General features: G+C 66.8%; 26 protein-coding genes and 1 riboswitch. Of the genes, 11 read left to right on the top strand and 15 right to left on the bottom strand.

What is annotated here, in order from left to right:
• Positions 1–13: 13 nt before the first annotated feature.
• Positions 14–502 (bottom strand): 2-C-methyl-D-erythritol 2,4-cyclodiphosphate synthase, encoded by a 489-nt coding sequence (ispF, locus tag HCU76_RS21420; protein ID WP_218510584.1) that lies wholly within the window; start codon positions 500–502, stop codon positions 14–16.
• Complete coding sequence (gene ispD, locus HCU76_RS21415) at positions 499–1,212, bottom strand: 2-C-methyl-D-erythritol 4-phosphate cytidylyltransferase (protein ID WP_256354319.1); 714 nt, start codon at positions 1,210–1,212, stop codon at positions 499–501. The genes ispF and ispD overlap by 4 nt, the downstream gene beginning before the upstream one ends.
• A 94-nt stretch (positions 1,213–1,306) precedes the next feature.
• Here ispD and mfd point away from each other — a divergent pair, with 94 nt between their 5' ends.
• From mfd to HCU76_RS21400, 3 genes are read left to right on the top strand one after another with little or no spacing between them, the layout of a single operon-like run.
• Positions 1,307–4,789: a transcription-repair coupling factor gene (gene mfd / locus HCU76_RS21410; RefSeq protein WP_218510582.1), complete on the top strand. Its 3,483-nt coding sequence runs from the start codon at positions 1,307–1,309 to the stop codon at positions 4,787–4,789.
• Positions 4,790–4,828: 39 nt separating this feature from the next.
• Positions 4,829–5,542, top strand: coding sequence for a phosphoserine phosphatase SerB (gene serB, locus HCU76_RS21405; RefSeq protein ID WP_218510581.1), 714 nt, complete (start codon positions 4,829–4,831; stop codon positions 5,540–5,542).
• A gap of 43 nt (positions 5,543–5,585) precedes the next feature.
• Positions 5,586–6,650, top strand: coding sequence for an Ldh family oxidoreductase (locus HCU76_RS21400; protein WP_218510580.1), 1,065 nt, complete (start codon positions 5,586–5,588; stop codon positions 6,648–6,650).
• A 7-nt stretch (positions 6,651–6,657) separates the two neighbouring features.
• Here the strand turns inward: HCU76_RS21400 and HCU76_RS21395 are convergent, their stop codons facing one another.
• A complete protein-coding gene (locus tag HCU76_RS21395) occupies positions 6,658–7,197 on the bottom strand; it encodes a Dps family protein (protein ID WP_213954257.1) in 540 nt (179 codons plus the stop codon).
• 77 nt (positions 7,198–7,274) lie between these two features.
• The gene (locus tag HCU76_RS21390; protein ID WP_218510579.1) at positions 7,275–7,580 is read right to left on the bottom strand and encodes a DUF6172 family protein; all 306 of its coding nucleotides are present in this window, start codon (positions 7,578–7,580) and stop codon (positions 7,275–7,277) included.
• A 56-nt stretch (positions 7,581–7,636) separates the two neighbouring features.
• Here HCU76_RS21390 and HCU76_RS21385 point away from each other — a divergent pair, with 56 nt between their 5' ends.
• The gene (locus HCU76_RS21385) at positions 7,637–7,864 is read left to right on the top strand and encodes a hypothetical protein (protein WP_213954255.1); all 228 of its coding nucleotides are present in this window, start codon (positions 7,637–7,639) and stop codon (positions 7,862–7,864) included.
• 1 nt (position 7,865) lies between these two features.
• Here the strand turns inward: HCU76_RS21385 and HCU76_RS21380 are convergent, their stop codons facing one another.
• Positions 7,866–9,053: a PLP-dependent aminotransferase family protein gene (locus HCU76_RS21380; RefSeq protein WP_218510578.1), complete on the bottom strand. Its 1,188-nt coding sequence runs from the start codon at positions 9,051–9,053 to the stop codon at positions 7,866–7,868.
• A gap of 159 nt (positions 9,054–9,212) precedes the next feature.
• On the opposite strand from HCU76_RS21380, the gene HCU76_RS21375 reads away from it, so the two are divergent.
• From HCU76_RS21375 to HCU76_RS37240, 4 genes are read left to right on the top strand one after another with little or no spacing between them, the layout of a single operon-like run.
• Complete coding sequence (locus HCU76_RS21375) at positions 9,213–9,446, top strand: helix-turn-helix domain-containing protein (RefSeq protein WP_256354318.1); 234 nt, start codon at positions 9,213–9,215, stop codon at positions 9,444–9,446.
• 3 nt (positions 9,447–9,449) lie between these two features.
• Positions 9,450–10,793 (top strand): type II toxin-antitoxin system HipA family toxin, encoded by a 1,344-nt coding sequence (locus HCU76_RS21370; protein WP_218510577.1) that lies wholly within the window; start codon positions 9,450–9,452, stop codon positions 10,791–10,793.
• On the top strand, positions 10,790–11,437 hold the full coding sequence (gene nth / locus HCU76_RS21365; protein WP_218510576.1) for an endonuclease III: 648 nt from the start codon (positions 10,790–10,792) through the stop codon (positions 11,435–11,437). The genes HCU76_RS21370 and nth overlap by 4 nt, the downstream gene beginning before the upstream one ends.
• A gap of 51 nt (positions 11,438–11,488) precedes the next feature.
• A complete protein-coding gene (locus HCU76_RS37240) occupies positions 11,489–12,331 on the top strand; it encodes an Ivy family c-type lysozyme inhibitor (RefSeq protein WP_218510575.1) in 843 nt (280 codons plus the stop codon).
• 171 nt (positions 12,332–12,502) lie between these two features.
• On the opposite strand, the gene HCU76_RS21355 is transcribed toward HCU76_RS37240, so the two are convergent.
• The 6 genes from HCU76_RS21355 to HCU76_RS21330 form a co-directional block, all read right to left on the bottom strand.
• Positions 12,503–13,051 (bottom strand): histidine phosphatase family protein, encoded by a 549-nt coding sequence (locus HCU76_RS21355; protein ID WP_218510574.1) that lies wholly within the window; start codon positions 13,049–13,051, stop codon positions 12,503–12,505.
• Entirely contained in the window at positions 13,048–14,520 is a 1,473-nt protein-coding gene (locus HCU76_RS21350; protein WP_218510573.1) for a cobyric acid synthase, read from the bottom strand. Before HCU76_RS21350 ends, HCU76_RS21355 begins: the two co-directional genes overlap by 4 nt.
• A gap of 356 nt (positions 14,521–14,876) precedes the next feature.
• On the bottom strand, positions 14,877–15,644 hold the full coding sequence (locus tag HCU76_RS21345) for an ABC transporter ATP-binding protein (protein WP_213954247.1): 768 nt from the start codon (positions 15,642–15,644) through the stop codon (positions 14,877–14,879).
• Positions 15,641–16,630: an iron ABC transporter permease gene (locus HCU76_RS21340; protein WP_213954246.1), complete on the bottom strand. Its 990-nt coding sequence runs from the start codon at positions 16,628–16,630 to the stop codon at positions 15,641–15,643. Before HCU76_RS21340 ends, HCU76_RS21345 begins: the two co-directional genes overlap by 4 nt.
• On the bottom strand, positions 16,627–17,499 hold the full coding sequence (locus HCU76_RS21335) for an ABC transporter substrate-binding protein (RefSeq protein ID WP_371319874.1): 873 nt from the start codon (positions 17,497–17,499) through the stop codon (positions 16,627–16,629). Before HCU76_RS21335 ends, HCU76_RS21340 begins: the two co-directional genes overlap by 4 nt.
• Positions 17,496–19,355: a TonB-dependent receptor domain-containing protein gene (locus HCU76_RS21330; protein ID WP_218510572.1), complete on the bottom strand. Its 1,860-nt coding sequence runs from the start codon at positions 19,353–19,355 to the stop codon at positions 17,496–17,498. The genes HCU76_RS21335 and HCU76_RS21330 overlap by 4 nt, the downstream gene beginning before the upstream one ends.
• A gap of 76 nt (positions 19,356–19,431) precedes the next feature.
• Positions 19,432–19,688, bottom strand: a riboswitch (cobalamin riboswitch).
• Positions 19,689–19,795: 107 nt separating this feature from the next.
• On the opposite strand from HCU76_RS21330, the gene HCU76_RS21325 reads away from it, so the two are divergent.
• The 3 genes from HCU76_RS21325 (at position 19,796) to HCU76_RS21315 (ending at position 21,154) form a co-directional block, all read left to right on the top strand.
• Positions 19,796–20,011: a DUF904 domain-containing protein gene (locus HCU76_RS21325; protein ID WP_213954244.1), complete on the top strand. Its 216-nt coding sequence runs from the start codon at positions 19,796–19,798 to the stop codon at positions 20,009–20,011.
• Between the two features lie 14 nt (positions 20,012–20,025).
• On the top strand, positions 20,026–20,370 hold the full coding sequence (locus HCU76_RS21320; protein WP_213954243.1) for a cell division protein ZapA: 345 nt from the start codon (positions 20,026–20,028) through the stop codon (positions 20,368–20,370).
• 358 nt (positions 20,371–20,728) lie between these two features.
• On the top strand, positions 20,729–21,154 hold the full coding sequence (locus HCU76_RS21315) for a universal stress protein (protein ID WP_218510571.1): 426 nt from the start codon (positions 20,729–20,731) through the stop codon (positions 21,152–21,154).
• Between the two features lie 10 nt (positions 21,155–21,164).
• On the opposite strand, the gene HCU76_RS21310 is transcribed toward HCU76_RS21315, so the two are convergent.
• From HCU76_RS21310 to HCU76_RS21295, 4 genes are read right to left on the bottom strand one after another with little or no spacing between them, the layout of a single operon-like run.
• Positions 21,165–22,715, bottom strand: coding sequence for a malonyl-CoA synthase (locus HCU76_RS21310; RefSeq protein WP_218510570.1), 1,551 nt, complete (start codon positions 22,713–22,715; stop codon positions 21,165–21,167).
• Positions 22,716–22,722: 7 nt separating this feature from the next.
• Positions 22,723–23,487 carry an enoyl-CoA hydratase/isomerase family protein gene (locus tag HCU76_RS21305; RefSeq protein WP_218510569.1) on the bottom strand — a complete coding sequence of 255 codons (765 nt, stop codon included), beginning with the start codon at positions 23,485–23,487 and terminating at the stop codon, positions 22,723–22,725.
• On the bottom strand, positions 23,484–24,470 hold the full coding sequence (locus tag HCU76_RS21300; RefSeq protein WP_218510568.1) for a tripartite tricarboxylate transporter substrate binding protein: 987 nt from the start codon (positions 24,468–24,470) through the stop codon (positions 23,484–23,486). Before HCU76_RS21300 ends, HCU76_RS21305 begins: the two co-directional genes overlap by 4 nt.
• A 28-nt stretch (positions 24,471–24,498) precedes the next feature.
• A complete protein-coding gene (locus HCU76_RS21295) occupies positions 24,499–25,905 on the bottom strand; it encodes a malonyl-CoA decarboxylase (RefSeq protein WP_256354329.1) in 1,407 nt (468 codons plus the stop codon).
• Positions 25,906–26,079 lie beyond the last annotated feature (174 nt).

Here is a 26,079-nt window from a genome sequence, read left to right as displayed (position 1 = left end):
TCAGAGCGGCTGATCAACGGTGCACGAGCACGGTCGCGCGAGCTTCCATCGCGCGGCCTTCGCCGACCGGTCCGAGTTTCTCCGCCGTCTTGGCTTTCACGTTGACCTGGCCGGGCTCGATCGCCAGCGCTTGCGCAATGCGCGCGCACATGGCGGCGATGTGAGGGGCCAGCTTCGGTGCCTGCGCAATCACGGTGCTGTCGACGTTGCCGATCTGCCAACCCTCGGCGCGAACGCGGCGTGCCGCCTCGGCCAGCAGGACGATCGAGTCGGCACCCCGGAACTGGGCGTCGGTGTCGGGAAAGTGCCGCCCGATGTCGCCCAGGGCCGCGGCGCCGAGCAGCGCGTCGGTGATGGCATGCAGCAGCACGTCCGCGTCCGAATGGCCGAGCAGGCCGGTGATGTGCGGAATCTCCACGCCGCCGAGAAACAGCTTGCGACCTGCGACGAGCTGATGAACGTCCCAACCCTCGCCGATGCGGAACGGAAAGCCTGCGGTCATGATGCGTCGCGCCCTTTCAGGATCGCTTCGGCCAGCGCGAAGTCCTCCGGGTAGGTGAGTTTGAAATTCTGCGCACTGGCCGGGACCAGCAGCGGCGCCAGCCCGAGCGCCTCGACGGCGCCGGCTTCATCGGTGACGCTGTCGCCCGCCATCTCCAGCGCATCGATCAGCATGCCGATGCGAAACATCTGCGGCGTTTGTGCCAGCCATTTGTCGCTGCGCTCCAGCGTGTCCTTCACGCGTTGGCCGCTGTCCGCGACCTTGAGCGTGTCGGCCAGACGATGCGCAAGCAAGCCACCCACGGCATCGCCCCGGCAGGCGGCGATCAGCGCTTCGACCTGCGCGGGCGTCAACAGGCACCGGGCCGCATCGTGGACCAACGCCCAGTCGCGCAGCGTGGCGCCGACCGCCAGCAACCCGCGCAATCCCGCCAGGACAGTCGCCGCCCGGGTCGCGCCACCCTTGGCCAACAACCACTCGCCGTCGCGCGGAAAGTCGGGCAGCGCCGCACGGACGGCTCCATCTCCCGGCGAGACCACGAGCATCAGGCCCGCGAGACGGTCCCCCATGGCGCGAAAGACATCCACGGTGCGCCCGACCATCGGCTGCCCCGCAATCGGCCGGTACTGCTTGGGCCCCGCGCCGCCCGCACGGCTGCCCGTGCCCGCACAGGGAATGACGACAAACAGGCGCTCAGGGGATTGGGACATGGGGCACGGCAGCAAAAGGGCCGCCATTCTAGAATTGCCCCCGCACACCCCTCGCCCGTTGGCGCGGGGTGTTCTGCATTGTTCGCACTACGCCATGGATCTCCCCGCCCTCGTCGCCGGCAAGCGCTTCACGCTGCCTCGGCCGCCCTCCTCCGCCGACGCGCTGCTGATTGCACGGTTAGCCGAACGCGAGAAAGCGGCCGGCCGCGCCGTCGCCGTGTTCACCGCCGACGCCAATGACGCGCAGCGGCTCATCGACGAACTGGTGTTCTTCGCGCCCGGCCTGCGCTGCGCGCTGTTCCCCGATTGGGAGACGCTGCCGTATGACAGCTTCTCCCCGCACCAGGACCTGATCAGCGAGCGTCTTGCCACGCTGTGGCGCATCAGCCAGCGCGAGGCCGACCTGGTGCTGGTGCCCGCGACCACCGCGCTCTATCGCCTCGCGCCGCCGGCCTTCCTGGCCGGCTACACCTTCCATTTCAAGACGAAGCAGAAGCTGCAGGAGTCCAAGCTCAAGGCGCAGCTCACGCTGGCCGGCTACAGCCATGTGACGCAGGTGGTGAGACCGGGCGAATACGCGGTGCGCGGTGGGCTGATCGACCTGTTCCCGATGGGGTCGAGCCAGCCGTTCCGCGTCGACCTGTTCGACGACGAGATCGACTCGATCCGCACCTTCGACCCCGACACGCAACGCAGCCTCTACCCTGTGCCGGAAGTGCGCCTGCTGCCCGGCCGCGAGTTCCCGATGGACGACGATGCGCGCGCGCGCTTTCGCAGCCGCTGGCGCGAGTTGCTCGAAGGCGATCCCACCAAGAGCCGCATCTACAAGGACATGGGCAACGGCGTCGCGACCGCCGGCATCGAGTACTACCTGCCGCTGTTCTTCGAGGAGACGGCGACGGTGTTCGACTACCTCGGCACCGACGCCACCGTGGTCCTCCACGGCGACATGGAGCCGGCGTTCCAGCATTTCTGGACCGACACGCGCGAGCGCTACCGGCTGGTGCAAGGCGACCCCGAGCGACCGGCGCTGCCGCCGGAAGCCCTGTTCCTGAACGCGGAACAGTTCTACTCGCGGGCCAAACCGCATGCGCAGTTGGCGCTGCGCAGCGGCGACGGCGAGGTCACGCCCTTCGCCGAGTTCGAAGTGCTGCCGCCGTTGTCGGTGGTGCGCGGTGCGGAAGAGCCCTTGCAGCGGCTGCAAACCCACCTGCGCAACACGCAGCAGCGCGTGCTGATCCTGGCCGAGAGCGCCGGCCGGCGCGAGAGCCTGCTCGACTTCCTGCGCGCCAGCGGCGTGAACCCGCCGGCCTTCGACACGCTGGCCGAGTTCCAGGCCGACACCGGCGAGCGCATCGGCATCGCGACTGCCGCGCTGGCGTCGGGCTTCGCCTGGCTCGAAGCCGGCATCGACCTCGTCACTGAAACCGAGTTGTTCGCCAGCGCGCCGACCACGCGCCGCCGCAACAAGAAGCAGGAACAGGTCAGCGATGTCGAGGCGCTGATCAAGGACCTGAGCGAGCTGAACATCGGCGACCCGATCGTGCATTCGGCGCACGGCATCGGGCGCTATCGCGGCCTGGTCAACATGGATCTGGGCCAGGGCAAGAACCCCGATGGCTCACCGGTGCTGCAGGAGATGCTGCACCTCGAATACGCGGACAAGGCGACGCTGTACGTTCCCGTGTCGCAACTGCACCTGGTGAGCCGCTACACCGGCGTGAGCGCGGACGAGGCGCCGCTGCACAAGCTGGGCTCCGGCCAATGGGAAAAGGCCAAGCGCAAGGCGGCCGAGCAGGTGCGCGACTCCGCTGCCGAACTGCTCAACATCTACGCCCGCCGCGCCGCGCGCCAGGGCCATGCCTTCCGCTTCTCGGCGGGCGACTACGAGACTTTCGCCAACGACTTCGGCTTCGAGGAGACGGCCGACCAGAAGGCCGCGATCCACGCGGTGATCCAGGACATGATCTCGCCGCAGCCGATGGACCGGCTGGTCTGCGGCGACGTCGGCTTCGGCAAGACCGAGGTGGCCTTGCGCGCAGCCTTCGTCGCAGTGACCGGCGGCAAGCAGGTCGCCTTCCTCGCGCCGACCACGCTGCTCGCCGAGCAGCACTACCAGACGCTGGTCGACCGCTTCGGCAAGTGGCCGGTGAAAGTCGCGGAGATGAGCCGCTTCCGCTCGACCAAGGAGATCAACACTGCCGCCAAGGGCCTGGCTGACGGCACCGTCGACATCGTGGTCGGCACGCACAAGCTGCTCTCGCAATCGGTTCAGTTCAAGAACCTGGGCCTGCTCATCATCGACGAGGAACACCGCTTCGGCGTGCGCCACAAGGAGGCGATGAAAGCGATGCGCGCCGAGGTCGACGTGCTCACGCTAACCGCGACGCCGATCCCGCGCACGCTGGGCATGGCGCTCGAAGGCCTGCGCGACCTCAGCGTGATTGCCACCGCGCCGCAGCGCCGACTGGCCATCAAGACCTTCGTGCGCACCGAGGGCAACGGTGTGATCCGCGAAGCCGTGTTGCGCGAACTGAAGCGCGGCGGACAGGTCTACTTCCTGCACAACGAGGTCGAGACCATCGAGAACCGCCGCCAGAAGCTCGAGGAGATCCTGCCCGAGGCCCGCATCGCCGTCGCCCACGGCCAGATGCCCGAGCGCGACCTGGAGCGCGTGATGCGCGACTTCGTGGCGCAGCGCTACAACATCCTCTTGTGCTCGACCATCATCGAGACCGGCATCGACGTGCCGACCGCCAACACCATCGTGATGAGCCGCGCCGACAAGTTCGGCCTGGCGCAGTTGCACCAGTTGCGCGGTCGCGTGGGCCGCAGCCACCACCAGGCCTATGCCTACCTGATGGTGCCGGACATCGAGGGCCTGACCAAGCAGGCCTCGCAGCGGCTCGATGCGATCCAGCAGATGGAGGAACTGGGCTCAGGCTTTTATCTCGCGATGCACGACCTGGAGATCCGCGGCGCCGGCGAGGTGCTCGGCGACAACCAGAGCGGCAACATGATGGAGATCGGCTTCCAGCTCTACAACGAGATGCTGAGCGAAGCCGTTCGCGCGCTGAAGGCCGGCCAGGAGCCTGACTTGCTCTCGCCGCTCAGCGCGACCACCGAGATCAATCTGCACGCCCCTGCCCTGCTGCCGGACGACTATTGCGGCGACGTGCACCTGCGGCTGTCGTTCTACAAGAAGCTGGCGACTGCGAAGACCTCGGAACAGATCGACATCCTGCTGGAGGAAATCGTCGACCGCTTCGGCAAGCTGCCGCCGCAGGCGCAGACGCTGATCGACGTGCACCGCTTGCGCGTGCTGGCGCGGCCTTATGGCGTGGTCAAGGTCGATGCGGCGCCTGGCGTCATCCACATCACCTTCAAGAAAGACCCGCCGGTGGAGTCGCTCGCGATCATCCAGCTGATCCAGAAGAACAAGCACATCAAGCTGGCCGGCAATGAGAAGCTGCGCATCGAGCGAGAGCTGAAGGAGCCGAAGGACCGGGCGCAATTGGTGCGGGATGTGTTGCGCAGCCTGGGGCAGCCGAAGAAGGCGGAAGTGGCGACGGCATAAGTGCCGCACACGTATTTATTCGAAGACTGGTACGACTGAATGACAACGACCCTGAATACCGCGCCAGGCCTGGTCCTCCAGCGCCTCACCCCGCCCCTGCAACTGGCCGACTACAAGCTGATCGCCTTCGACATGGACTCGACGCTGATCAACATCGAGTGCATCGACGAGATTGCCGATGCGGTCGGCAAGAAGGCCGAGGTGGCCGCGATCACCGAGGCGACGATGCGCGGCGAGATCAAGGACTTCAAGGAAAGCCTGCGTCGCCGCGTCGCGCTGCTCGAAGGCGTGCCGGTCACCTCGCTCCAGCAGGTCTATGACGAGCGCCTGAGGCTGAACCCCGGCGCCGCTGAACTCGTGAACGCGTGCAAGGCCGTGGGCATGAAAGTGCTGCTGGTCTCCGGCGGCTTCACCTTCTTCGCCAACCGCGTGAAGGAGCGCCTGGGCATCGACTTCGCACGCTCCAACCTGCTCGACGAAGCCGACGGCAAGCTCACCGGCCGCGTCGTCACGCAGTCGTGGGGTGACATCTGCGACGGCGCGGAGAAGCGCCGCACGCTGCTCGAAGTGGCCTCGCTGCTGGGCATTTCGCCGGCCGAGACGATCGCCGTCGGCGATGGCGCCAACGACCTGCCGATGATGGGCGAGGCCGGCCTGTCGGTCGCCTATCACGCCAAGCCGAAGGTCCGCGAACAGGCCATGGTGGCCATCAACGAGGGCGGGCTCGACCGCTTGCTGGAAATCTGCCGCTGAGGCCGCGCTGCCCTCCAGGCGCTTCGCACATCTGAAAGCCCGAATGAACGAGAACAACCCCCTCTACCGCGCCGATGCGCTGACCGCCTTTGCCGACACCCTGCTGCAGAAGGCCGGCCTTGCCGCGCCGATGGCCGCCGTGGTCGCGCGAACGCTGGTCGAAGGCGACCTGCTCGGCCACGACACGCACGGCCTCGCACTGCTCGTCGGGTACGTGAAGGAAGTCGAATCCGGTGGCATGACGCGCGATGGCGCGCCGACAGTCCTGTCCGATCGCCCCGCTGCGGTGCTGTGGGACGGCATGCGCCTGCCCGGCCCGTGGCTCATGGACCAGGGCATGGACCTGCTCGTGCCGCGTGCCCGCCAACTCGGCACCGCCTCGCTCGTGATCCGTCGCAGCCACCACATCGCCTGCCTCGCCGTCTACATGCTGCGCGCGCTCGAAGAAGACATGCTGATGGTGCTGGCCTGCTCCGACCCGAACACGGCGAGCGTCGCGCCCTTCGGCGGAACCCGGGCCGTGTTCACGCCCAATCCGCTGGCGATGGGCTTTCCGCTGACGCAGGGCGGCGTGATGGTCGACATCTCGGCCTCCATCACGACCAACGGCACGAGCAATCGCAAGCGCGCGGCCGGCGAGACCTTTGCCGAGGACTGGCTGATCGACGCCACCGGCAAGCCGACAAACAACCCGCAGGCCCTGTTCGATCAGCCGCCGGGCACGCTGCTTCCGGTGGGCGGACTCAGCCACGGGCACAAGGGCTACGGCATGGCCCTGCTCGTCGAGACGCTCACGGCCGGCCTCGCGGGCCACGGCCGCGCCGACCCGGCGGAAGGCTGGGGCGCCACCGTCTACGTCACGATGCACGACCTGAACGCATTCGGCGGCAAGGATGCGTTCCTGCGCCAGATGGACCATGTCGCGCAGCAATGCCGCGACAACGCCCCGGTTGACTCCTCGAAGCCGGTGCGACTGCCGGGTCAGGGTGGCCTTGCACGGCGGGAATCGCAGATGCGCAACGGTGTGCGCCTGCATCCGTCGATCGCCGCGGCGCTCCAGCCGGTCGAGGCACGCCACGGCCTCGCGCTGGCCGACGCGCGCCTGTAGCTTTTCGTCAGGCCACGCCGGCGCGGCTCGACTCGAACAGGAACCAGGTGCGGCGCTCGGTCTCGTCGATCCAGTTCTCGAGCAGGCTCGACGACGCGATGTCGCGGTGCTCGTCGGTCACGTTGTGCGCTTCGCGCAGGCGGGCGGCCAGCGTCTTGTTGTCCTCGCGCAGTTCGGCCAGCATGTCGAGCGGGTCGACGTAGTCGGCGTCGTTGTCGCTGATGCGCTGCATGCGCGCGATGTGGCCGATCGATCGCAGCGTGGTACCGCCCACCTTGCGGATGCGCTCGGCCAGCGGGTCGGTCATGGCGTAGAGCTGGTCACCCTGCTCGTCGAGCAGCAGGTGGTAGTCGCGGAAGTGCGGCCCGCTCATGTGCCAGTGGAAGTTCTTGGTCTTGAGGTACAGCGCGAACACATCGGCCAGCACGCCGTTGAGCGCGGCGGCGATGTCGGCCGTTGCGCCGGCCTTCAGGTCACTGGGCGTGGTCAGCGGGGCCTTGCGGCGCTGGATGAGTTCGGTCTTCTTGCTCTTGTCGGATTTCGCCATGGATGAAGCCTGTGGTTGGGGGGCTTCACTGTAGGCCGACATGCCCGGATTTGTATGTCGGCCGTTGTCGCGTCTGTCTATTCGGTGTCCGGTGGCGCCGGCCGGGCCGTGCGCTGGCCGTGCTTCGCCAGGATCTCGACGTAGAACTGCGGGCCTTCCGCCTTGGCAATGCCGTCGATCAGGCCGGTGAGTTCGGCCAGGTGCACCGTGGCGGCGGTGTCTTGCGCAGTGCCGAACTTGCAGTCGAAGTCCCAGAAGTCGACGCCTTCGGGCAGTTCGCGGCGGCGCTCGCGCTTGATGTACTTGCGGATTTCGTGCTTGACGGCGTCGAGGACGCGGTCGGGGTGCTTGCCTTCGGGGCGCAGCTGAAAGGTTTTTCTCATGGGGCATGCTAACGCCGCGCGTAAAGTCGGCGTTGTTTCAGAAAGCAGGTGAACACATGGCGCGCGCAAACGACTGGGCTGGCAAGGTGATGGCGCTGATCAATGGCGGCAACGCGGCGGCGGCCATCGCGCAGATCAAGGTGGCGCCCACGGTGAAGGACCTGAAGGCGCTTCAGACCATCATGACGCTGTCGAAGATGACGGGCAAATACCGCCAGGTCGACACAGCGATCACCGACAACCTGGCCTTGTTGTCAGCACCGCGCCTGCACCGCTCGCCCTGAATCAAAGAGCCTTGCCGAGGCGCGCGATGCCTTCCTCGATCTTCTCGACATTGGCCGTGGCAAAGCTCAGGCGCAGCGTCGACACATCGGGGTTCGCGGCAAAGAAGGGCGCGCCGGGCACGAAAGCCACGAGCTTTTCGATGGCCCTTTTCGCGAGCACGTTCGCGTCCGCCAGCTTGCCGTTGGCGCCCGTGAGCCGTGCCCAGAAGAACAGGCCGCCGCCGGGTTGCTCGAACGAGATCGCATCGCCGAGTTCACGCTTCAGCGCCGCGCCCATGGCGGCAGCACGTTCCCCGTAGACCTTGCGCACATGGGCCAGCGTGCCCGGCATGCGGCCGCTCTTGAGATATTGCGCGGCGGTCGCCTGCGCGAAGGTGCTGGTGTGCGCGTCGCTGAACTGCTTGCACATCGTGGCCTTGGCCAGCAACTCGGCCGGCGCGATCATCCAGCCGATGCGCAGGCCGGGGCTCAGCACCTTGCTGAGCGAGCCGCAATGCGCAACGAGTTCGCGACTGCCCGGCACGTCCTTTGTCAGCGCCATGATCGACGGCGGCGGCGCTTCGCCGAAGTACAGGTCGCCGTACGGGTCATCTTCCACCACCAGCGTCTGGTACTTCACGGCAAGCTCAAGCACCTTCTTGCGGCGCTCCAGGCTCAGCATCGCGCCGCTCGGGTTGCCGAAGGTCGGGATCAGGTAGACGAACTTGGGCTTGTGCTCGGCGATCAGCTTTTCGAGTTCATCCGTCTTCACGCCGTTGGCGTCGATGGGCGCGCTGACGAGTTCGGCGCCGTAGAGGCGGAAGCACTGGATCGTGGCCAGGAAGGTCGGGCCTTCGACGATGACCTTGTCGCCGGGCGAGATCATCGTCTTGCCGAGCAGGTCGAGCGCCTGCTGGCTACCGGTGGTGACGATCAGGCCGGTGGGGTCGACCTCGACACCCTTGGTCTTCATGAAGGCGCTCAGTTGGGTGCGCAGCGGCTCGTAGCCCTCGGTGGCGCCGTATTGCAGCGCCCCGCCCGCTTCCTCGTTCAGCGCCTTGGAACTGGCCTCCTTCAGGCCCTCGACGTCGAACATCGCACTGTCCGGAAAGCCCCCGGCAAAGCTGATGATGCCGGGCGTGCCCAGCAGCTTGAAGAGTTCGCGGATGGCGGAGGTTTCGACGTTGTCGAGGCGGGTGGCGAATTGCATGGAAGGTTCTCGCTGGAGGGTCCGCCATTGTGGCGAAATCCCAGATCCAAGGTAAATCGCTCAAAAGTGATATTTTGACAAAATCGCCTTGAAGAGATATTGTGCATTTACCACCCGTAAGCGGTATCCATGCAAATCCCTGTCCACTCACCTTCGCAGTTGTCGACGCATCTCAAATCGCTGCGCAAGGCGCAAAAGCTGACGCAGACGCAACTGGGCGCGCGGATCGGCGTCAAGCAAACACGCATCGCCGACATTGAAAAGGATCCCGGCGCCGTCAGCGTCGCGCAACTGATGCAGATACTGCACGCGCTCGACACACGCCTGCTGCTGGCGCCGCCCTCCCCGCCCGCGACGGTCGTCACCGCGCAGATGCCAACGGCGGATTGGTAGGGCGTGGCACACCCCGAACTCGACATATGGATGAACGGCGAATACGTCGGCGCGTGGTTCTGGTCGCGTACCGGCGTGCCGGCGCTGCGCTACGACGACGGATGGCTGCGCTCACCGAACGTCCGGGCCTTGTCCCTGTCGCTGCCCATCCCGGCAGGCACGAAGGAACTGCGCGGGCCTGCCGTCGAAGACTATTTCGACAACCTGCTGCCCGACAGCGACCGCATCCGCGAGCGCCTGCGCCGGCGCTTTCATGCCGCCAGCATCGAAGCCGCCGAATTGCTGGCGGCCATCGGCCGCGATTGCGTGGGCGCGGTCCAGTTACTCCCCGCAGGCCAGGCGCCGGGTCCCGTCGACCGGATCGACAGCGAGCCACTGAGCGATGCCCAGGTCGCCCAGACGCTGCGCAACGTCACGGCTGATCCGGTGCTCGGCCAACTCGCCGCCGACGAGGACGACCTTCGCATCTCCATCGCCGGCGCGCAGGAGAAGACCGCCTTGCTGCGCCTGGGCGACCGTTGGCACCGCCCTCACGGCGCGACGCCGACCACGCACATCTTCAAGCTGCCGCTGGGGCTTGTCGGCAACATGCGGGCGAACATGACCGACTCCGTCGAAAACGAGTGGCTGTGCGCTCGCCTGCTGGCAGCCCTGGGTTTTCCGGTGGCCGGCACGGAGATCGGACACTTCGACAACCAGAAGGCGCTCATCGTGGAGCGTTTCGACCGGCGCTGGATGGATGCCGGCCGCTGGATCGCACGACTGCCGCAGGAAGACTTCTGCCAGGCCACCGGCACGCCCGCGCAACGCAAATATGAAAGCGACGGCGGACCGGGCATGCGCGAATGCCTGTCGCTGCTCGCGGCCAGCGACGAGGCGCAAGCCGACCGCCTGCGCTTCGTGCTCACGCAACTCGCGTTCTGGCTGCTGGCCGCGACCGATGGCCATGCCAAGAACCACTCCATCTTCCTGCGCCGTGGCGGCGGCTACGACATGACGCCCTTGTACGACGTGATTTCGGCGTGGCCCATCATCGGCAAAGGCGCCAGCCAGGTGCCGTGGCAAAAGGCAAGACTCGCGATGGCGCTCCGATCGAAAAGCGCGCACTACAACCTGGCGAGCATCCAGACCCGCCATTGGCAGGCGCTGGCGACCCAGGCGGGCGTGGACGGCACCTTCGAGCGCATGTGCGACCTCGTGCACAACGCCCCGGCCGCACTGCAACGCGTCGAGCGCGAACTGCCGCCAGATTTTCCCGAGCGCGTCTGGCGCGCGGTGGACGCCGGGGTTCGCGCCCAGTGCCAACGCTTCGAATCCGGCCTGCCGAACGCCCGCCCCACGCCATGAAAAAAGACAACATCGCCCCCTTCTTCGCCATCCTGCAAGCCGCCAACCCGACGCCGGAAACCGAGCTCGAATACACAACGCCGTTCGAACTGCTGGCCGCTGTGCTGCTGTCCGCGCAAGCCACCGACGTCGGCGTCAACAAGGCCACGCGCAAGCTCTATCCGGTCGCGAACACGCCGCAGGCCATCCTCGACCTCGGCGTGGAAGGGCTGGAGAGCTACATCAAGACGATCGGCCTCTACCGCAGCAAGGCGAAGCACCTCATCGAGGCCTGCCGCATGCTCGTCGAGCAGCATGGCGGCAAGGTGCCGCGCACACGGGCGGAACTGGAGGCCCTGCCCGGCGTCGGCCGCAAGACGGCCAACGTGGTGCTCAACGTCGCCTTCGGCGAGCCAACGATGGCGGTCGACACGCACATCTTCCGCGTCAGCAACCGCACCGGACTGGCCCCCGGCAAGACGCCGCTCGAGGTCGAACTGAAGCTGGAGAAGCGCGTGCCACTCGAGTACCGCCTGCATGCGCACCACTGGCTGATCCTGCACGGCCGCTACGTGTGCATCGCGCGCAAGCCGCAGTGCTGGCAGTGCGCGGTGGCGGCCTATTGCGACTTCAAGCCGAAGACGCCAGCGCCAAAAGCCGGTTGACTTCAAGGCTGCGTTCGCATGCACTTCAGGGAGGCATTTCAGGAGAACCCTGTGGCTTCCTTCCCGACGCACCGTGCATTCATCGCCGTGGCAACCAGCCTGCTCGGTGTCCTGGCTGCATCGCCAGCGCAGGCACAACGCCTGCCGCCGGATGTGATGGCCCTCTACGGCGGCATCTGGTCGGCCGATTGCGCGAACCCCGCTGCGCCGAGGCTGAGGGTCGAACCTGACGGACTGCTGGTCGAACGCGACGGACAACGGCTCACGGGCAGCAAGGCGCAGGCCGCCGCCTCCTACTTCGGCAACTCGCCACCGCGCAACTACGAAATGACCTTGATGAGCGAGGTGCGGGGCGGCTCGGAACTGCTGTTCATCATCTACCGCGACCCGCGCGGCCGCTTCATCGAGATCAACGCGAGCGGGAAGACGGCCGCCGCGCTCGGTCCAGGCTTGCAGCAGTTGCGTTATCGCGCATGCAATCCCGCCGCGGGGCAGCAGCCGAATGCCGCAGCGCGACCCGCACCCCCACCCGCACCGCCCGTGACAACCGGCGGCAACGTCGACATGGTCATCGCCTCGCCGAGCTTCAGGGCGACCTGGCGCAAGGCGCTCGGCGCGGACGCCCGTGAGCCGTGGCTGGCGCAGATGAACGGACCGGCGCCACCACCGCGCTGGGTCAACGTGGCCGGCTCACGCTATGCATTCAACGCCTTCTGCAAGGATCACGACTGCTTCGACAACAACGCCGTGCAGCTCTACGCGCCCGAGACGGGGGTGGTCTACGCACTGGTGCATCGCGTGAACCGCGACATGCTGGTGGGCAACCCGCCGCCACCCGTCGCGTCAGAGTTGCAACGGATGTGGAAAGCCGAGTGGCGGCAGCAAAGTCGCTGAAGCGCCCGGTCAGAACCTGTGAATGAATTGGACGTGCGCGAGCAGCTCGTCCAAACGCGCCCAATCTAGGCGCAAAGCACAGCCGTAGCTTGGGCTACGGCGAGCATTTGCAACGACGGGTGGGTGTGTTTGGGCGGGCTGAGCGTGCATGGCCGATTTATTCACAGGTTCTCAGACCTCGATCAGGATGCACTCGCCGAACTCGATCGGCGCTTGCGGCCAGTGCTCGGCACGCATTGCCACTCGCACCCCGCGCGCGAGCAACTGCGTCGCCCGGATGACGCCCGCGTGGGTGATCCAGAAACCGTCGCGCTCCGAGATTTGCCATTCGTCGAACGCGTCGCCCACGCGCCGCATGAACTGGCGGGTGCTCTCGCCGGTGCCACCGGGATGGGCATCGGCGAAGTTGCCGATCCAGCCATCGAACTCCGCGCGCGAGATGGCGGACCATTCGCGTCCCTCCCAGGCGCCGAAGTCCATCTCCGCCAATCGGGTGTCGGCGCTGGCGGCCAGCTCGGGCCGGATGGCTTCGATGGCCAGCGCCAGTTCGGCGCAGCGCTGCAGCGGTGAACAACTCACCACCGCGTCGGCGGGAATCAGCGGCGCGATCTGGCGGGCCAGCGCCTGCGTGGCCTCCACGGACACGCTGATATCGGTCGAGCCGAAGCACACGCCCGGGTCGGCGTCGGTCTGGGCATGGCGCAGCAACCAGAGCCTCATGGTGCTTGCAGCGCGAGCGAGCGCAGGACGCCCGCGTCGAAATGACGCTCGATGTAGTCGGCGAGGCCATCGAACACGCTGTCCAGCGTCGGGGACGCGGCGCCGAACAGCGCATGCAACGCGGCGGCATCCTCGAACAGGCCGTGCAGGTAGATGCCGAGCACGTTGCCCGCATCGTTCTGCCAGGCCAACCCGTCGTCCATCACCGCGTGCGCATGGGCGCCTGCCGCGGCCATCGCCGTGTGCGCGAGCGTCTGGCCGTGGTGGATCTCGTATCCCTGCACCGCAATGCCCGACAGCGCGCTCCACGGCCCGCGCAGCGCGCCGAAGCTGGCGGTGCGATGGCGCACGGTCTTGTCGCGCTCGAAGCGCGTGACCACCGGCAGCAGGCCCAGGCCCGGAGCGTTGCCATCGACGCCATGCGGATCGATCAAGGCCTCGCCGAGCATCTGCAAGCCGCCGCACACACCCAGCACCCGACCGCCTCTTGCGGCATGTGCGGCAATGGCCTGATCCAGGCCCTGCGCGCGCAGCCAGGCGAGGTCGCTGCTGGTGTGCTTGGAGCCGGGCAGGATCAGCGTGCCGGCATCGGCCAGGTCGGCCGCGCTGCGCGCCCAGCGCAGGCGCACACCGGAAATGTTCTTCAGCGGCTGGAACTCATCGAGGTTGCTGATGCGCGGATAGACCACGACCGTGACATCTTCGCGCCTTGCCCCTGTGGGCAACGGCTGGGTTGGGGACATGCGGTCATCGAACAAGCCATCTTCCTCCGGAAGTCCATGTTGCCACCACATCGGCAGCGTCGCTACGGTCGGGATGCCGGTCATGTCCTTCAGCATCTCGGGCGCAGGGGCCAGCAATGCGGCATCACCCCTGAACTTGTTCAGCACGAAGCCCGCCAGCCGCGCCCGATCCTCCACGGGCAGCAAGGCCCAGGTGCCATACAGGTGCGCAAACGCACCGCCGCGATCAATATCGGTGACGAGCAGGCAGCGCGCGTCGGCATGCCGCGCCACGCGCAGGTTGACGATGTCGCTGCCCATCAGGTTGATCTCGGCCGGCGAGCCCGCGCCTTCGATGACGACCACATCGTTCTCCGCGCGAAGTCCGTCCAGCGCCTGCGCAACTTGCGGCCAGACCTTTTCGCTGCGGCCCCGCCACGGCAATGCAGAAAGCGATTCGCTCACCTTGCCCATCAGCACGACCTGGCTGTGGGTGTCGCGCTCGGGCTTGAGCAGCAAGGGATTCATCCGCACGTCCGGCGTGGCGTTTGCGGCCAGCGCCTGGAAGTATTGGGCGCTGCCAATCTCGCCGCCCTCCACCACGCGCGCGTTGTTGCTCATGTTCTGCGCCTTGAAGGGCGCGACCTTGAGGCCCTGGCGTGCATGCCAGCGGCACAGGGCAGTGGTCAGCCAGCTCTTGCCGGCGCCGCTGGTCGTGCCGAGCACCATGACGCAGCGCGCGTTCACGGCACGCCCCCGGCACGCCGGGACGCGAACGACAACGGGGGAAACATGGGGCTGGCGTGCATGTTGGGTTGGGGCGCAATCATCGTACGCGCGCATTCATTGCGCCAATAGAGTCAATGTCTTACGGAGGACCAATGTAGTCCCCCTCTCACCCCGAACGCGTGCGCCATCCTGCACCAAAGGCATACGTCGCAAGCCACAGTGCATGCACTCAAACTCACCTGGAGCACCTCATGAAAAGCGTCATTCTCTGGATCTGCGGCGTGCCGCTCGGTGTGATCATCCTGCTGAAGGTCTTCGGGGTTTATTGACCCATCTCGCAGCGGGGGCGGCCGGGGGCGGCTGCTCTTGCGCCTTCATCGAGGCAGCACCACCCATTGGTCTGCGACCCTGTGGATTTCGATCCGGTTGTCGAACACATCCCGAAGCGCGGCATGCATGACGGACTCGTCGACAGCGCCCTGATGCACCACTCGACCTCGTCGCAGCACGAGGATTTCGTCGGCATGCAGCGCCATGCCCAGTTCATGCAGGACGCTCACGACCGTTCGACCCGCTGAAACGAATTCCCTCACCGCCAGCAACCAGTCCGCCTGATGCGGCGCATCGAGATTGGCAAGCGGCTCGTCCATCAGCAGCACTTGGGCCTCAACCGCAAACGCGCGGGCCAGCAACACACGCTGGCGCTCCCCGCCCGACAACTGGCCCAACGGCCGATCCCGCCATTCCCAGCATTGCGTCCTGCGCATCGCACGCTCGACCGCCGCACGGTCTGCCGCGCTCGGCGCGGCAAGCCACGCCTGGTGCGGCAAGCGCCCGAGCATCGCGACATCGTGCGCCAACAGGTCGTCGGCGCCCGGCTCGCCCTGGCCCAGCCAGGCGAGCGTGCAGGCGCGGGCCTTGGCCGGCCACTCCTCCATGCGACGGCCCAGCAACTGCACGCTGCCTTGCATCGGCAGCAAGCGCGCCAATGCCTTCAGCAAGGTGGTCTTGCCGGCGCCGTTGGGCCCGACCACCGCTGTCCAGCGTCCCCTGGGCAAGGCGAGTTGCGGAACGTCCACGATGAGCCTTCCGCCGAGCGAGACCTGCAGTCGCTGCGCAGCCAGCGCCGCAACCGCGGTCACAGCGACCTCCTGTGCATCAGCCACAACAGGTAGCCGCCGCCCAGCAGGGCCGTCACCACGCCCACCGGCAACTCCTGCGGCGCGACAAGCCAACGCGCGACCACGTCGGCCGCGAGCAGCAACGCACCTCCCATCAACGAGGCCAGGCCCACAAGCCATCCGTGCGTCGGCTTGACCACGCCGCGCACCAGGTGCGGCGCGACCAGCCCGACAAATGCCACCAGCCCGACCTGCGCGACCGCCGTGCCCGTGGCCAGCGCCAGCGCCGCCACCAGCACCACGCGCACGCGCGGCAGGGCAATGCCCAGGCTCGACGCGCTGGCCTCGCCCAGCGTGAGTGCGTCCAGCGCGCGCGCCAGCCCCAGCGCAGGCAGCAGACACAGCACCAGCGCGCCGGCCAGCAAGGTCACGTTCGGCCAGCCGAGGAAGCCGGTGGTGCCCAGCATGAAGGCCTGCATGGCTCGCATGATGTCGGGCACCCACAGCACGACCAACGCACTCGCAGCGCCCAGCACCATGCCGACCACGACGCCCGCCAGCAGCAGGCGCAGCGTCTGCTGCACGCCGCGCGCCAGGCTCAGCGTGACCAGCACGGCCGCCACCGCGCCCATGAAGGCGGCGCCCGTCATGCCCAGGCGCGCGGCCCATCCCCCCGCCGCCGGCCCGAGCGCGGAGGACGTGCCCAATGCCACGAGCAGCAGGCACACACCGAAGTTCGCACCCGACGCACTGCCCAACAGGTACGGGTCGGCCAGCGGGTTGCGAAACAGCCCCTGCGCCAGCGCGCCGCCCAGGCCCAGCAGCGCGCCTGCGAACCAGGCGCCGAGCGTGCGCGGCAGCCGGATGTCGCGCACGATCTGCAGCGCGGTCGCGTCGCTGGCGGCGCTCCACACGCTCTCGAATCCGGTGCTGCCGATGCTCGCCCCCACCAGCCCCAGCACGAGGCTCACGACGACGATCGCAACGGCAAACCCGGGCTTGGTCACTTGAACTTGTCTTTCAGGCAATCGGCCATGATGCCGGCGCCCTCGGCCATGCGTGGACCGGGGCGCGCGAGCACATCGCCTTGCGCGGGCGTGAACACGCAGATGCGCCCCGCCTGCAGCGCATCGATGCGCCCCCACCCTGGCCGCCCGGCCAAGGCCACCGCGTTGCGGTCCCCCACCATGATGACCTGCGGATCCGCACGCACCACGAACTCGGGATTGAGCTTGGGAAAGGGCCCGAGCGACCCGGGCACGACATTGACAGCACCCAGCCGTGCCAGCGTCTCGCCGATGAACGACGACTCGCTGGCCGCATACGGCCCGCTGCTGACCTCGAAGTACACCCGCTTGCCACGCGCGCTCGCAGGCAGCGCGGCGGCGACGCGGTTGACGCCGCCATCGATCTGCAGCCACATCGCCGCAGCCTCGGCCTCGCGGTCGAGCACGCGGCCGAGTTGGCCCAGCACCCGCTCCATGTCCTTCATCGAGCGTGGTTCCAGCGTCAGCACCTTGAGGCCGAGCGCCTCCAGCCTGTCCGTCACGCGCGCGGCCTTGGCCAGCAACACCAGGTCCGGCTTGAGTGCCACGATGCGCTCGACGTTCGCGTCCTCCAGGCCGCCCACGCGCGGCAATGCCTGCACAGCCGCGGGCCAGTTCGAATAGCTGTCGACGCCGACCAGCCGCTCGCACGCCTGCAGCGCGCAGACGGTCTCCGTCAACGACGGCAGCATCGACACGATGCGCCGCGGCGATTGCGCCAGCGTGACCTCCACGCCGCGATCGTCGACCAGGCTGACCGCGCCCCGCGCCTGCGCCGGCCCCGCCAGCCAGCACAAGGCCATGAGACACAGCAGCCTCGACATCCTCATCGGCGTGGCGCCCACTTCATCGTCAGGAAGCCGCTGAGCCCGCGCTGGTTGTAGCCATAGGCGGTCTCATAGGTGGCGTCGAACAGGTTGGCGACGCGGGCCTGCACGGTCCATTCCGGCGTCAGCTTGTACTCGCCGAACAGGTCGACGGTCGTGAAGCTCCCCAGGCGCGTGGAAAGCGTGTTGGCAACGTCGTCATAGCGCTGGCCGACATAGAGCGCCGTCACGCCGAACTTCCATTGCCCGGTCGAATAGTCGACACCCAGGTTGACCTGGTCCTTCGCGCGGCGCGGCAGCATCTTGCCGGTGAGTTCGTTCTGCGGATCCAGCTTGTCGTAGCTGGCATGCACGCCGAGCGCATCGAAGGCGCCGTCGTAGCCCAGCGTCCAGCCCTGGATGCGGGCGCGCGGAATGTTCTCCGGAGTGGTGGTGTTCGTGATGAAGCCGGTGATCTTGTTGTCGAAGCCGACCAGCTTCACGCTGTGCGCGCCCTCGGTCCAGGTGATGCCGACGTCGATGTTCTTGCCTTCCTCGGGCTGCAGCCGCGGGTTGCTGAAGAAGGGGTAGTAGAGCTGGTTGAACGAAGGCGCCACGAAGCTCGTGCCATAGGACGCATTGACGCGCCAGTTCGGCGAAATGCGGTAGCCATAGCCGGCAAACCAGGTGTCGTGATTGCCGAACTGCGAGTTTTCGTCACGCCGCGCATTGAGCTGCCAGCTGTGCGCGCCGGCGTTGCCGTTCAACCCGACGAAGGCGGAGTTGATCGAGCGGCTGGTGACGTCGTAGGCGGTGTCGCTGTCCACGCTCTGCACGTTTCGCTCGAGCCCCGCGATCACGATGCCGATTGGCGTCGTCACGTTGTTCTGCCAGCTGAACTGGCTCTGTGTGGTCCGGAAGAGACCCGGCAGGCTGAAGGCGTCGGCCACCTTTGCCTGCGTCAGGTCGACGCCCTGCGCCACGCGGAACTGCGTGGTCCAGTTGTCCATCACCCTGCCCTGCAGGCCAACGTATTCCGTTTCAGTGCGCACGACGCCGAAGGTATCGCGGTTGGGGCCGTCGTCATAGTGGTTCTCGCCGTTGGCGTAGACCACGCCCGCGCTGAGCTTCCAGTCGTTGTTGACCTGGTAGCCGAGCGAGAGGGTGCCGGCGTCCTGCGTGAAAGGATCGCGGTCGGGGTTGAACTGGCCAAAGGGCACGCGTGGGTTGGTGGCTGAGAAGCCCTTGTCGCGCGTGTGCTGCAGATCCAGCGAATAGGTGAAGCCCCCATCGGCGCCGCTGAAGCCCAGCCCCTCCTGCGAATAGCCCTGGCTGCCGATGGTGACCGACGCGCGCGGCACGAAGGCCGGATCGCCCGGCTGGCCCTTGCGCATGAACACCTGCACCACGCCGCCCACGCCGTCGCTGCCGTAGAGCGCCGATGCCGGCCCCTTCACCACTTCGATGTGGTCGATCAGGTCGACCGGGATGTTGTCCCAGATCGGCGTGCCCGCCGTGGCCGAGCCGTAGCGCACACCGTCGATCAGCAGGATGGTGTGGCGTGCCTCGGTGCCACGGATGAACACGCTGCTGAGCTTGCCGGAGCCGCCATTCGATGACACCTGAACGCCTGCCGTGCGGGCCAGCAGTTCGGGCAAAGTGCGCTCGCCCAGTTGCTCGATCTGCGCGCGGTCGATGACGACGACGTCGGACACCAGTTCGTCGGCGCGCGTCGGCGTACGGGTGGCGGTGACCACGGTCTCGCGCAGGGTCGGGGGCTCCGATTGCGCGTGCGCAGGCAGGATCGCGAATGCGCCGAGCGCAAGCGTGACCGCCGGGAGACGCGTGGTGGCCCGGGGGGTGGTATCGCAGGAAGTCATGGTGAGAAAAGAGTCGCAGACAAATGCCCGTCACCGGCTTCCCCGCCGGTGCTTGGGCGTATGGTCGCCTGCTTGCGCAGGCAGCCGCCTCGTTGGCCGGTATCCGGGCTGGCAGTGCGTCCTTCACCCGCCTTCCCAGGCGCCTGTTTCAGGGCGCCCAGTGGCTTTGTGGGATGAAAGTGGCGCCAGAAGCCTGGGCTTCGGGCGCCGTCTGCTTGACCGTTGCGGGGGCAGCGCAGGTGGCGTCGGCCGGTGACACGGCGTCGACTCCTGCTTCCCGTTGAACTGGGCCGCGTGAACCACGACCCGAGCACCAACGGCCCGGATTTTAGGCGCACGGCGGCCGCTGCTGCACGGCTGCGGAGGGGCAGTGTTTTCCCCTTGCCTGGGTGACAAAGCACACAGGGCGGCTCGCCGGGCCCCACATACAATCCCCAGCCATGCCCGCCCCCAGCCCCATCGACCAGATCGCCGAGCGAGTCGAACGTTTGCTCGTGCGCCATGAAGAGGTGCAACGCACCAACGCGCTATTGCAGGAACAGGTCGACGCGCTGACGCGCGAACGCGATGCGCTCAAGGCGCGGCTCACGGCGGCACGCACCCGTATCGACGCCATGCTCGAGCGCCTGCCCGAAGAACCACCCGCCACCGAATAATTCCAGTCGAGACGATGAAGCAGATCGAAGTTCAGATCATGGGCCAGAGCTACCTGCTCGGCTGCCCCGAAGGTGGAGAAGCGCAATTGCGCAGCGCAGTCGAACGGGTCGATGCCGCCATGTGCAAGATCCGCGATGCCGGCAAGGTCAAGGCGCGCGATCGCATCGCGGTGCTGGCATCGCTGAACCTGGCCTTCGACCTGGTGCAGTCCGAGGCCGCAACCTCCGCCGCAGCGGCAGCACTGCTCGCGGTCACGACCACCGCCGCACCGGAAGAATCCGTTACCACCGATCAGCGCTTGCCGCAACTCATCCAGAGGCTGGATCAGGCACTGGCCGGCGATGGCCATCTGCTCTGAAATTTAGGGCTTACGCGACGGCGTCGGGGGCGTAAAATCGACACCGTCTGCAGTACGCGCCGGGCCTAATATTTCCTTGTTCCAATGCTCTACGGAGCAGGGCTTGGTACATCGCTTGACGGGCGTGATCATCTCGCGTCAGATGAACCCGAAGTCTTGCTGCCCTCGCCCACCTGAACCCTGGTTCAGGATGCGGGTCCGGTGCCCCCTACTGCAGACACCTATTCCGAAAGATCAGCGGCCCTCATCGCAGGGCCGTTGGTTTTTTTACAACCGATCTGCATGCGGGTTCGACCCCTCTGTTCATCCGGTGGACTCGCCGCGTATAAGCGAGTGTCCAGATCGAAAGAGGTACGTCATGAAAATCGTGATCGCGGTCGATGGCAGCAAGCACACCCAAAAGGCGATGGACTACCTGGCCCGGCACCGTGCCAGCTTTGTCGACGGCCACGAGCTCGTAGTGGTGCATGTCTGCAGCGGCATCCCGAATCACGCGGCACGCCATGTGGGGAGGGAAGTGCTGGAGGGTTACTACGCCGAGGAAAACAGCAAGGTGGTCGGGCCGGTCAAGGACGGACTTGCCGCTCGCGGCATCACCGGCTACGCGCTCGAGCAGCGCCACGGCAACGCGGCCGAGGAAATCCTCAAGGTTGCCACCAAGGTAAATGCCGAACTCATCGTGATGGGCACCCACGGCCACGGCATCTTCGGCCGCGCGCTGATGGGCTCCGTCACCACGAAGGTGATTGCAGAGACCGATATCTCCGTGCTGCTGGTGCAGTAGTACGGTTGCGTCAGCGCGGCCCGAACAGGCCCTTGTGCTGCTCGCGCAGGAGCGCCTTCTGCACCTTGCCCATGGTGTTGCGCGGCAACTCGGGCACAACGAAGCAGCGCTTCGGAATCTTGAAATTGGCCAACTGCGATTTCAGCGTGGCCAGCACCGCATCGCCATCCACCGTGGCGCCGGATTTCGCAATGACGATGGCCACGCCGACCTCGCCGAAGTCCGAATGCGGAACGCCGACGACGGCGCTCTCGGCCACGCCGGGCTGCTCGTTGATGTAGCCCTCGATCTCGGCGGGATAGACGTTGTAGCCGCCGCTGATGATCAGGTCCTTGCTGCGGCCGACGATGGTGACGTAGCCCAGGCCATCGGTCATGCCGACGTCGCCTGTCTTGAAGAATCCGTCGTGGGTGAATTCCTCGCGCGTCTTCTCGGGCATGCGCCAGTAGCCGATGAAGACGTTGGGGCCACTGACTTCGATGGCGCCGATTTCGTCGGTGGTGCATTCGCGGCCTTCGGCGCCCTCTTCCGTCGACATCACGCGCAGCTGCACGCCCGGCAGCGGGAAGCCAACCGTGCCGCCGCGACGCTCGCCCTGCACCGGGTTGTACGGGTTGGAGGTGAGCATGGCCGTCTCGCTCATGCCGTAGCGCTCGAGGATGGTGTGGCCGGTGCGCTCGCGCCAATCGTTGAAGGTCTCGATCAACAAGGGCGCCGAGCCGGAAATGAACAGGCGCATGTTGCGCACCGCCTCCTTCGTCAGCGAAGGTTCCGCCAGCATGCGCACATACAAGGTCGGCACGCCCATGAACACGGTCGCCTCGGGCAGCCTGGCGATCACGCCCTTCGGGTCGAACTTGCCGAACCACAGCATCTTGCTGCCGTTGAGCAGCGCACCATGCAGCGCGACGAACAAGCCGTGCACGTGGAAGATGGGCAGCGCATGGATCAGCACGTCGCCCTCGGTCCAGCCCCAATAGTCCTTGAGCACCTCGGCGTTGGACAGCAGGTTGCGGTGCGTCAGCATCGCGCCCTTGCTGCGGCCCGTGGTGCCACTGGTGTAGAGGATGGCGGCCATGTCGTCTTCCGCCATCTGCGCGACCGTGTGCTGGTCGCTGCATTGCACGGCAAGGTCGAGCAGCGAGCCGGTGCGGTCGTCGTTGAGCGTGAACACATGGTGCGTGCCGGCGGCCTGCGCGATCGCGCCGACCCAGCCGGCGTTGTCGCTGGTGCACACCACCACCGCCGGCTCCGCGTTGCCGATGAAGTACTCGATCTCGGCACTCTGGTAGGCCGTATTGAGCGGCAGGAACACGTAGCCGGCGCGCAGCGTGCCCAGGTAGAGCGCGATCGCCTCGACCGACTTCTCGACCTGCACCGCGATGCGCGCGCCGGGCTCGAGCTTCAGCGCATCCAGCAGGTTGGCGATCATCGCGCTGGCGCGGTCCAGGTCGCGCCACGAATAGAGAAGTCCGTTGTCGGTTTCGATGGCCACCTGGTCGAGGTTGGCCGGAAACGCGGCGCGCAGGGCCGAGAAGAGATTGGCGTTGGTCGTTGTCATGGTTGTCTCAGAAAACGGCAGGGCGTTTGGCAAGGAAAGCGTCGATGCCTTCGCGATGTTCGGGCGAGTCGGCGTAGCGGTAGGCAGTTGGAACCAGATCGGACGCGGCGCAGCGGTTCAATGCGAGAAAGGTGGCCTTGTTGAGGCGGGCCGCCGCGGGCGCGAGCGCGACGATGCGGGCTGCATGGGCCAGCACGGCGGCAGCCACGGCATCGTCGGGCAGCACCTGCAGGAGAAAGCCGGCATCGTAGAGGCGTTGCGCGCCGTGGACGCCGGCGGCCAGCAGCATGTCGCGCGCCAGCACGTCGCCGATGGCGCGTTGCACCAACTCGGCTTCGCGCGGCGCCATCGGAAAACCAAGCTTGGCAATGGGCGCGCCAAACTTCGCGGAACCGGCGGCCAGGCGAATGTCGCAACAGCTTGCGATCTCGATGCCCGCGCCCATGCAGGCGCCCTCGATCTGCGCGACGATGGGCACCGGGCAATCGAGCATGGCCTGCAAGCCGGCCCACACCTCGTCTTCATGAAAGGCACGCAGGCTGCGTTCCTCGAAACGGAACGACGGGTACTCCGAAATGTCGCCGCCCGCGCAGAAGGCGCCGCCCTCGCCGCGCACCACGATGCAACGCAATGCCTCCTCCGCCGACAAGGCCTCGAAGGCAGCGCGCAGCGCGAGCCACATCGCGCGCGACATGGCATTGAGGCGACCGGGATGTGAGAGCGTGACGAAGGCCATGGCGCCTTCGCGCACGACCCGGACCAATCCGCTCATTCCAGCTTGGCGCCGGAGGCCTTGACCACCACGGCCCAGCGCTTGATTTCCCCGCTGACGAAGTTGCCGTAGGCGGCATTCGTGAGGTTGGGAATTTCGGAACCGTTGGCGGCCCAGATGGACTTGAGCTCATCGGAAGCCCACGACTTCTTCACGTCCTCGATGATGCGCGCCTGCACGTCTGCCGGCGTGCCCTTCGGCGTCCACAGCCCGTACCAGGTGGTGACCGTGTAGTCGGGCAGGCCGACCTCGGCCGCGCACGGCACGTCGGGGAATGCCGGGTTGCGCTTGGCGCCCGCGACCATCAGCGCCTTGATGCGACCGCCCTTGATGTGCGTCGACGACGAGCCCAGGCCGTCGAAGCACACGTCCACGTTGCCGGAGATCAGGTCCTGCAGCATCGGACCGGCGCCGCGGTACGGAATATGGGTGATGAAGGTGCCGGTCTGCTGCTTGAAGAGTTCGCCCGCAAGATGGTGCGAGGTGCCCGCGCCGGCCGAGCCGTAGTTGATCCTGGCGGGGTTCTTCTTCACGTGGGCGATGAACTCCTGGATGGTGTTCTGCGGCACCCGCTTCGGATTGACCACCACCACTTGCGGCGCATTGGCCAGCAGCATCAGCGGGACGAAATCCTTCTCGATGTCGTAGTCGAGCTTGGGGTAGATCGACGGTGCGATCGCATGGTGCACCGCGCCCATGAACAGCGTGTAGCCATCGGCCGGTGCCCGGGCCGCGATGCTCGCGCCCAGCGTGCCGCCGGCGCCGCCTCGGTTGTCGATGACGAGCGTCTGGCCTGCGACCTTGGTGAACTGCGCCGAGAGCGGGCGTGCGAAAGCGTCAGTACCACCGCCCGCTGGAAACGGCACGATCAGCGTGACCGCCTTGGTGGGCCATGCGGACTGGGCGCGCGCGCCGCCGCACAACACGGCTGCGCCGCTCGCAGCCCATCGCAATACGTCCCGCCGTCGAAAGTTCTCGGTCATCCTGGTGTCTCCTGTCGTCGCGTCTTGATCAGTTCTTGAAATACAGGCCTTCTATGTCGCCTGAGACGGCCACTCTGCCATTGGCCAGCCAGGCTCGATGTTTATCGAGACGCTTGAGGTCGTACAGGTAGTTAACCATGAGGCCCCACGACTGCTTCTGTCCCTTGGCCGACGGGTCGCCGGCCCAGTTGAGCCGCTCCACGCGCGCTCCATTTCCCAGGTGGAAGCGCGCCACCGGATCGACGGGCTTGCCCTGCGTCACGGCGCGACCGAGGTATTCCGCCGCGCACTGCGTCAGCCACTGGCGCAGCGGCGACTTCGGATCGGCGAGCGCACCGGGCGCCTCCACCGCGGCCAGCAAGCGCTCCGTGGTGGGGGGCAACGAGCCGATCAGCCGGCCGAGTTCGTTGGCCCGCTTCTCATCCAGCAGCGGCACCAGCGTGGCCGCGTTCTTCACCAGCCAGTGGCGAAAGCCCGGGATCGGCGACAGCGTGGCGAACACCTTCAGGCGCGGCAGTTCGTCCTGCAGCGTTTCGACCACGCGCTTGATCAGCGAATCCCCGAAGCTCACGCCGCGCAGGCCGTTCTGCGTGTTGCTGATCGAATAGAAGATCGCGGTGGTCGCCTTCGCGGGTTGCACCGGGACCGCGGCTTCGTCCAGCAGCGGCGTGATGCCGTCGCTGATGCGGTCGACCAGCGCCACCTCGACGAAGATCAGCGGCTCGTTCGGCAGGCGCGGATGGAAGAAGCCGTAGCAGCGCCGGTCCTGGTGGTCGAGCCGGTTCTTCACGTCGTCCCAGCCCTTGATGTCATGCACCGCCTCGTAGCGGATCAGCTTCTCGATCAGCGACGCGGGCGAGTCCCAGTCGATGCGGCGCAACTCAAGGAAGGCTACGTCGAACCAGGTGGAGAACAGATGCTCCAGTTCCCCATCGAGCGCGAGCAGGCGATGGTCCGCCTTCAGGTGCGGCAACAGGTCAGCGCGCAGGTCGACCAGGAAGCGCATGCCCGCCGGCTCGACCGCGAAGCGCTGCAGCAGGCGCATGCGCGGCGACACCAGCGCACGGCGCAAGCGCATCTCGGCCTGGCCTTCCTCGGGTGTGCCGACAGCCGCCTGGTGCTGGTCGCGCGCGGCCTTGAGCGTCTCCGCGTCGGCGGCGAAGTGCTCGCTCATCAACGCCCAGTGGTCGCGGCGCTCGGTGGGCCCGGCCGCCAGGTACTCCTGCGCCACGGCATGCGCGCGGCGCCCGCCCTCGACCTCGCTGACGCGCGGGTCGATCACCGCCTCCAGGGCCGTGAGCACCTTGCGCAGCACGCGCGGCGACATCACCTCGTCGGACTTGCGAAGCGTCGCCTGCAGGCGCTCATGGGTTGAACGCGCGCTCGGCTTCGCGAGCGACTTCGCAGCCGGCCAGCGCGGCAGGGTGAGTGCCATGGGCACTTTCGACTTGAACCATTCCGTTGCGCTCACGATGTCCTCTCTGATTGCGGTTGACGCCATGCCATCTCGCCGAAACGAGAAACGCCTTCATTGTGAAAGCTCGCGCACGCAACTCACAACCACCTGCCCTAAGCCTTACGGATTGAATGTCCACTCGAACCGCGCGCG

This window comes from Variovorax sp. dw_308, from assembly GCF_019207085.1.
Taxonomy (GTDB): Bacteria; Pseudomonadota; Gammaproteobacteria; order Burkholderiales; family Burkholderiaceae_C; genus Variovorax.
Note: the sequence above shows the minus strand (reverse complement) of the source record. Positions and strands in the feature narration are given on the sequence as shown.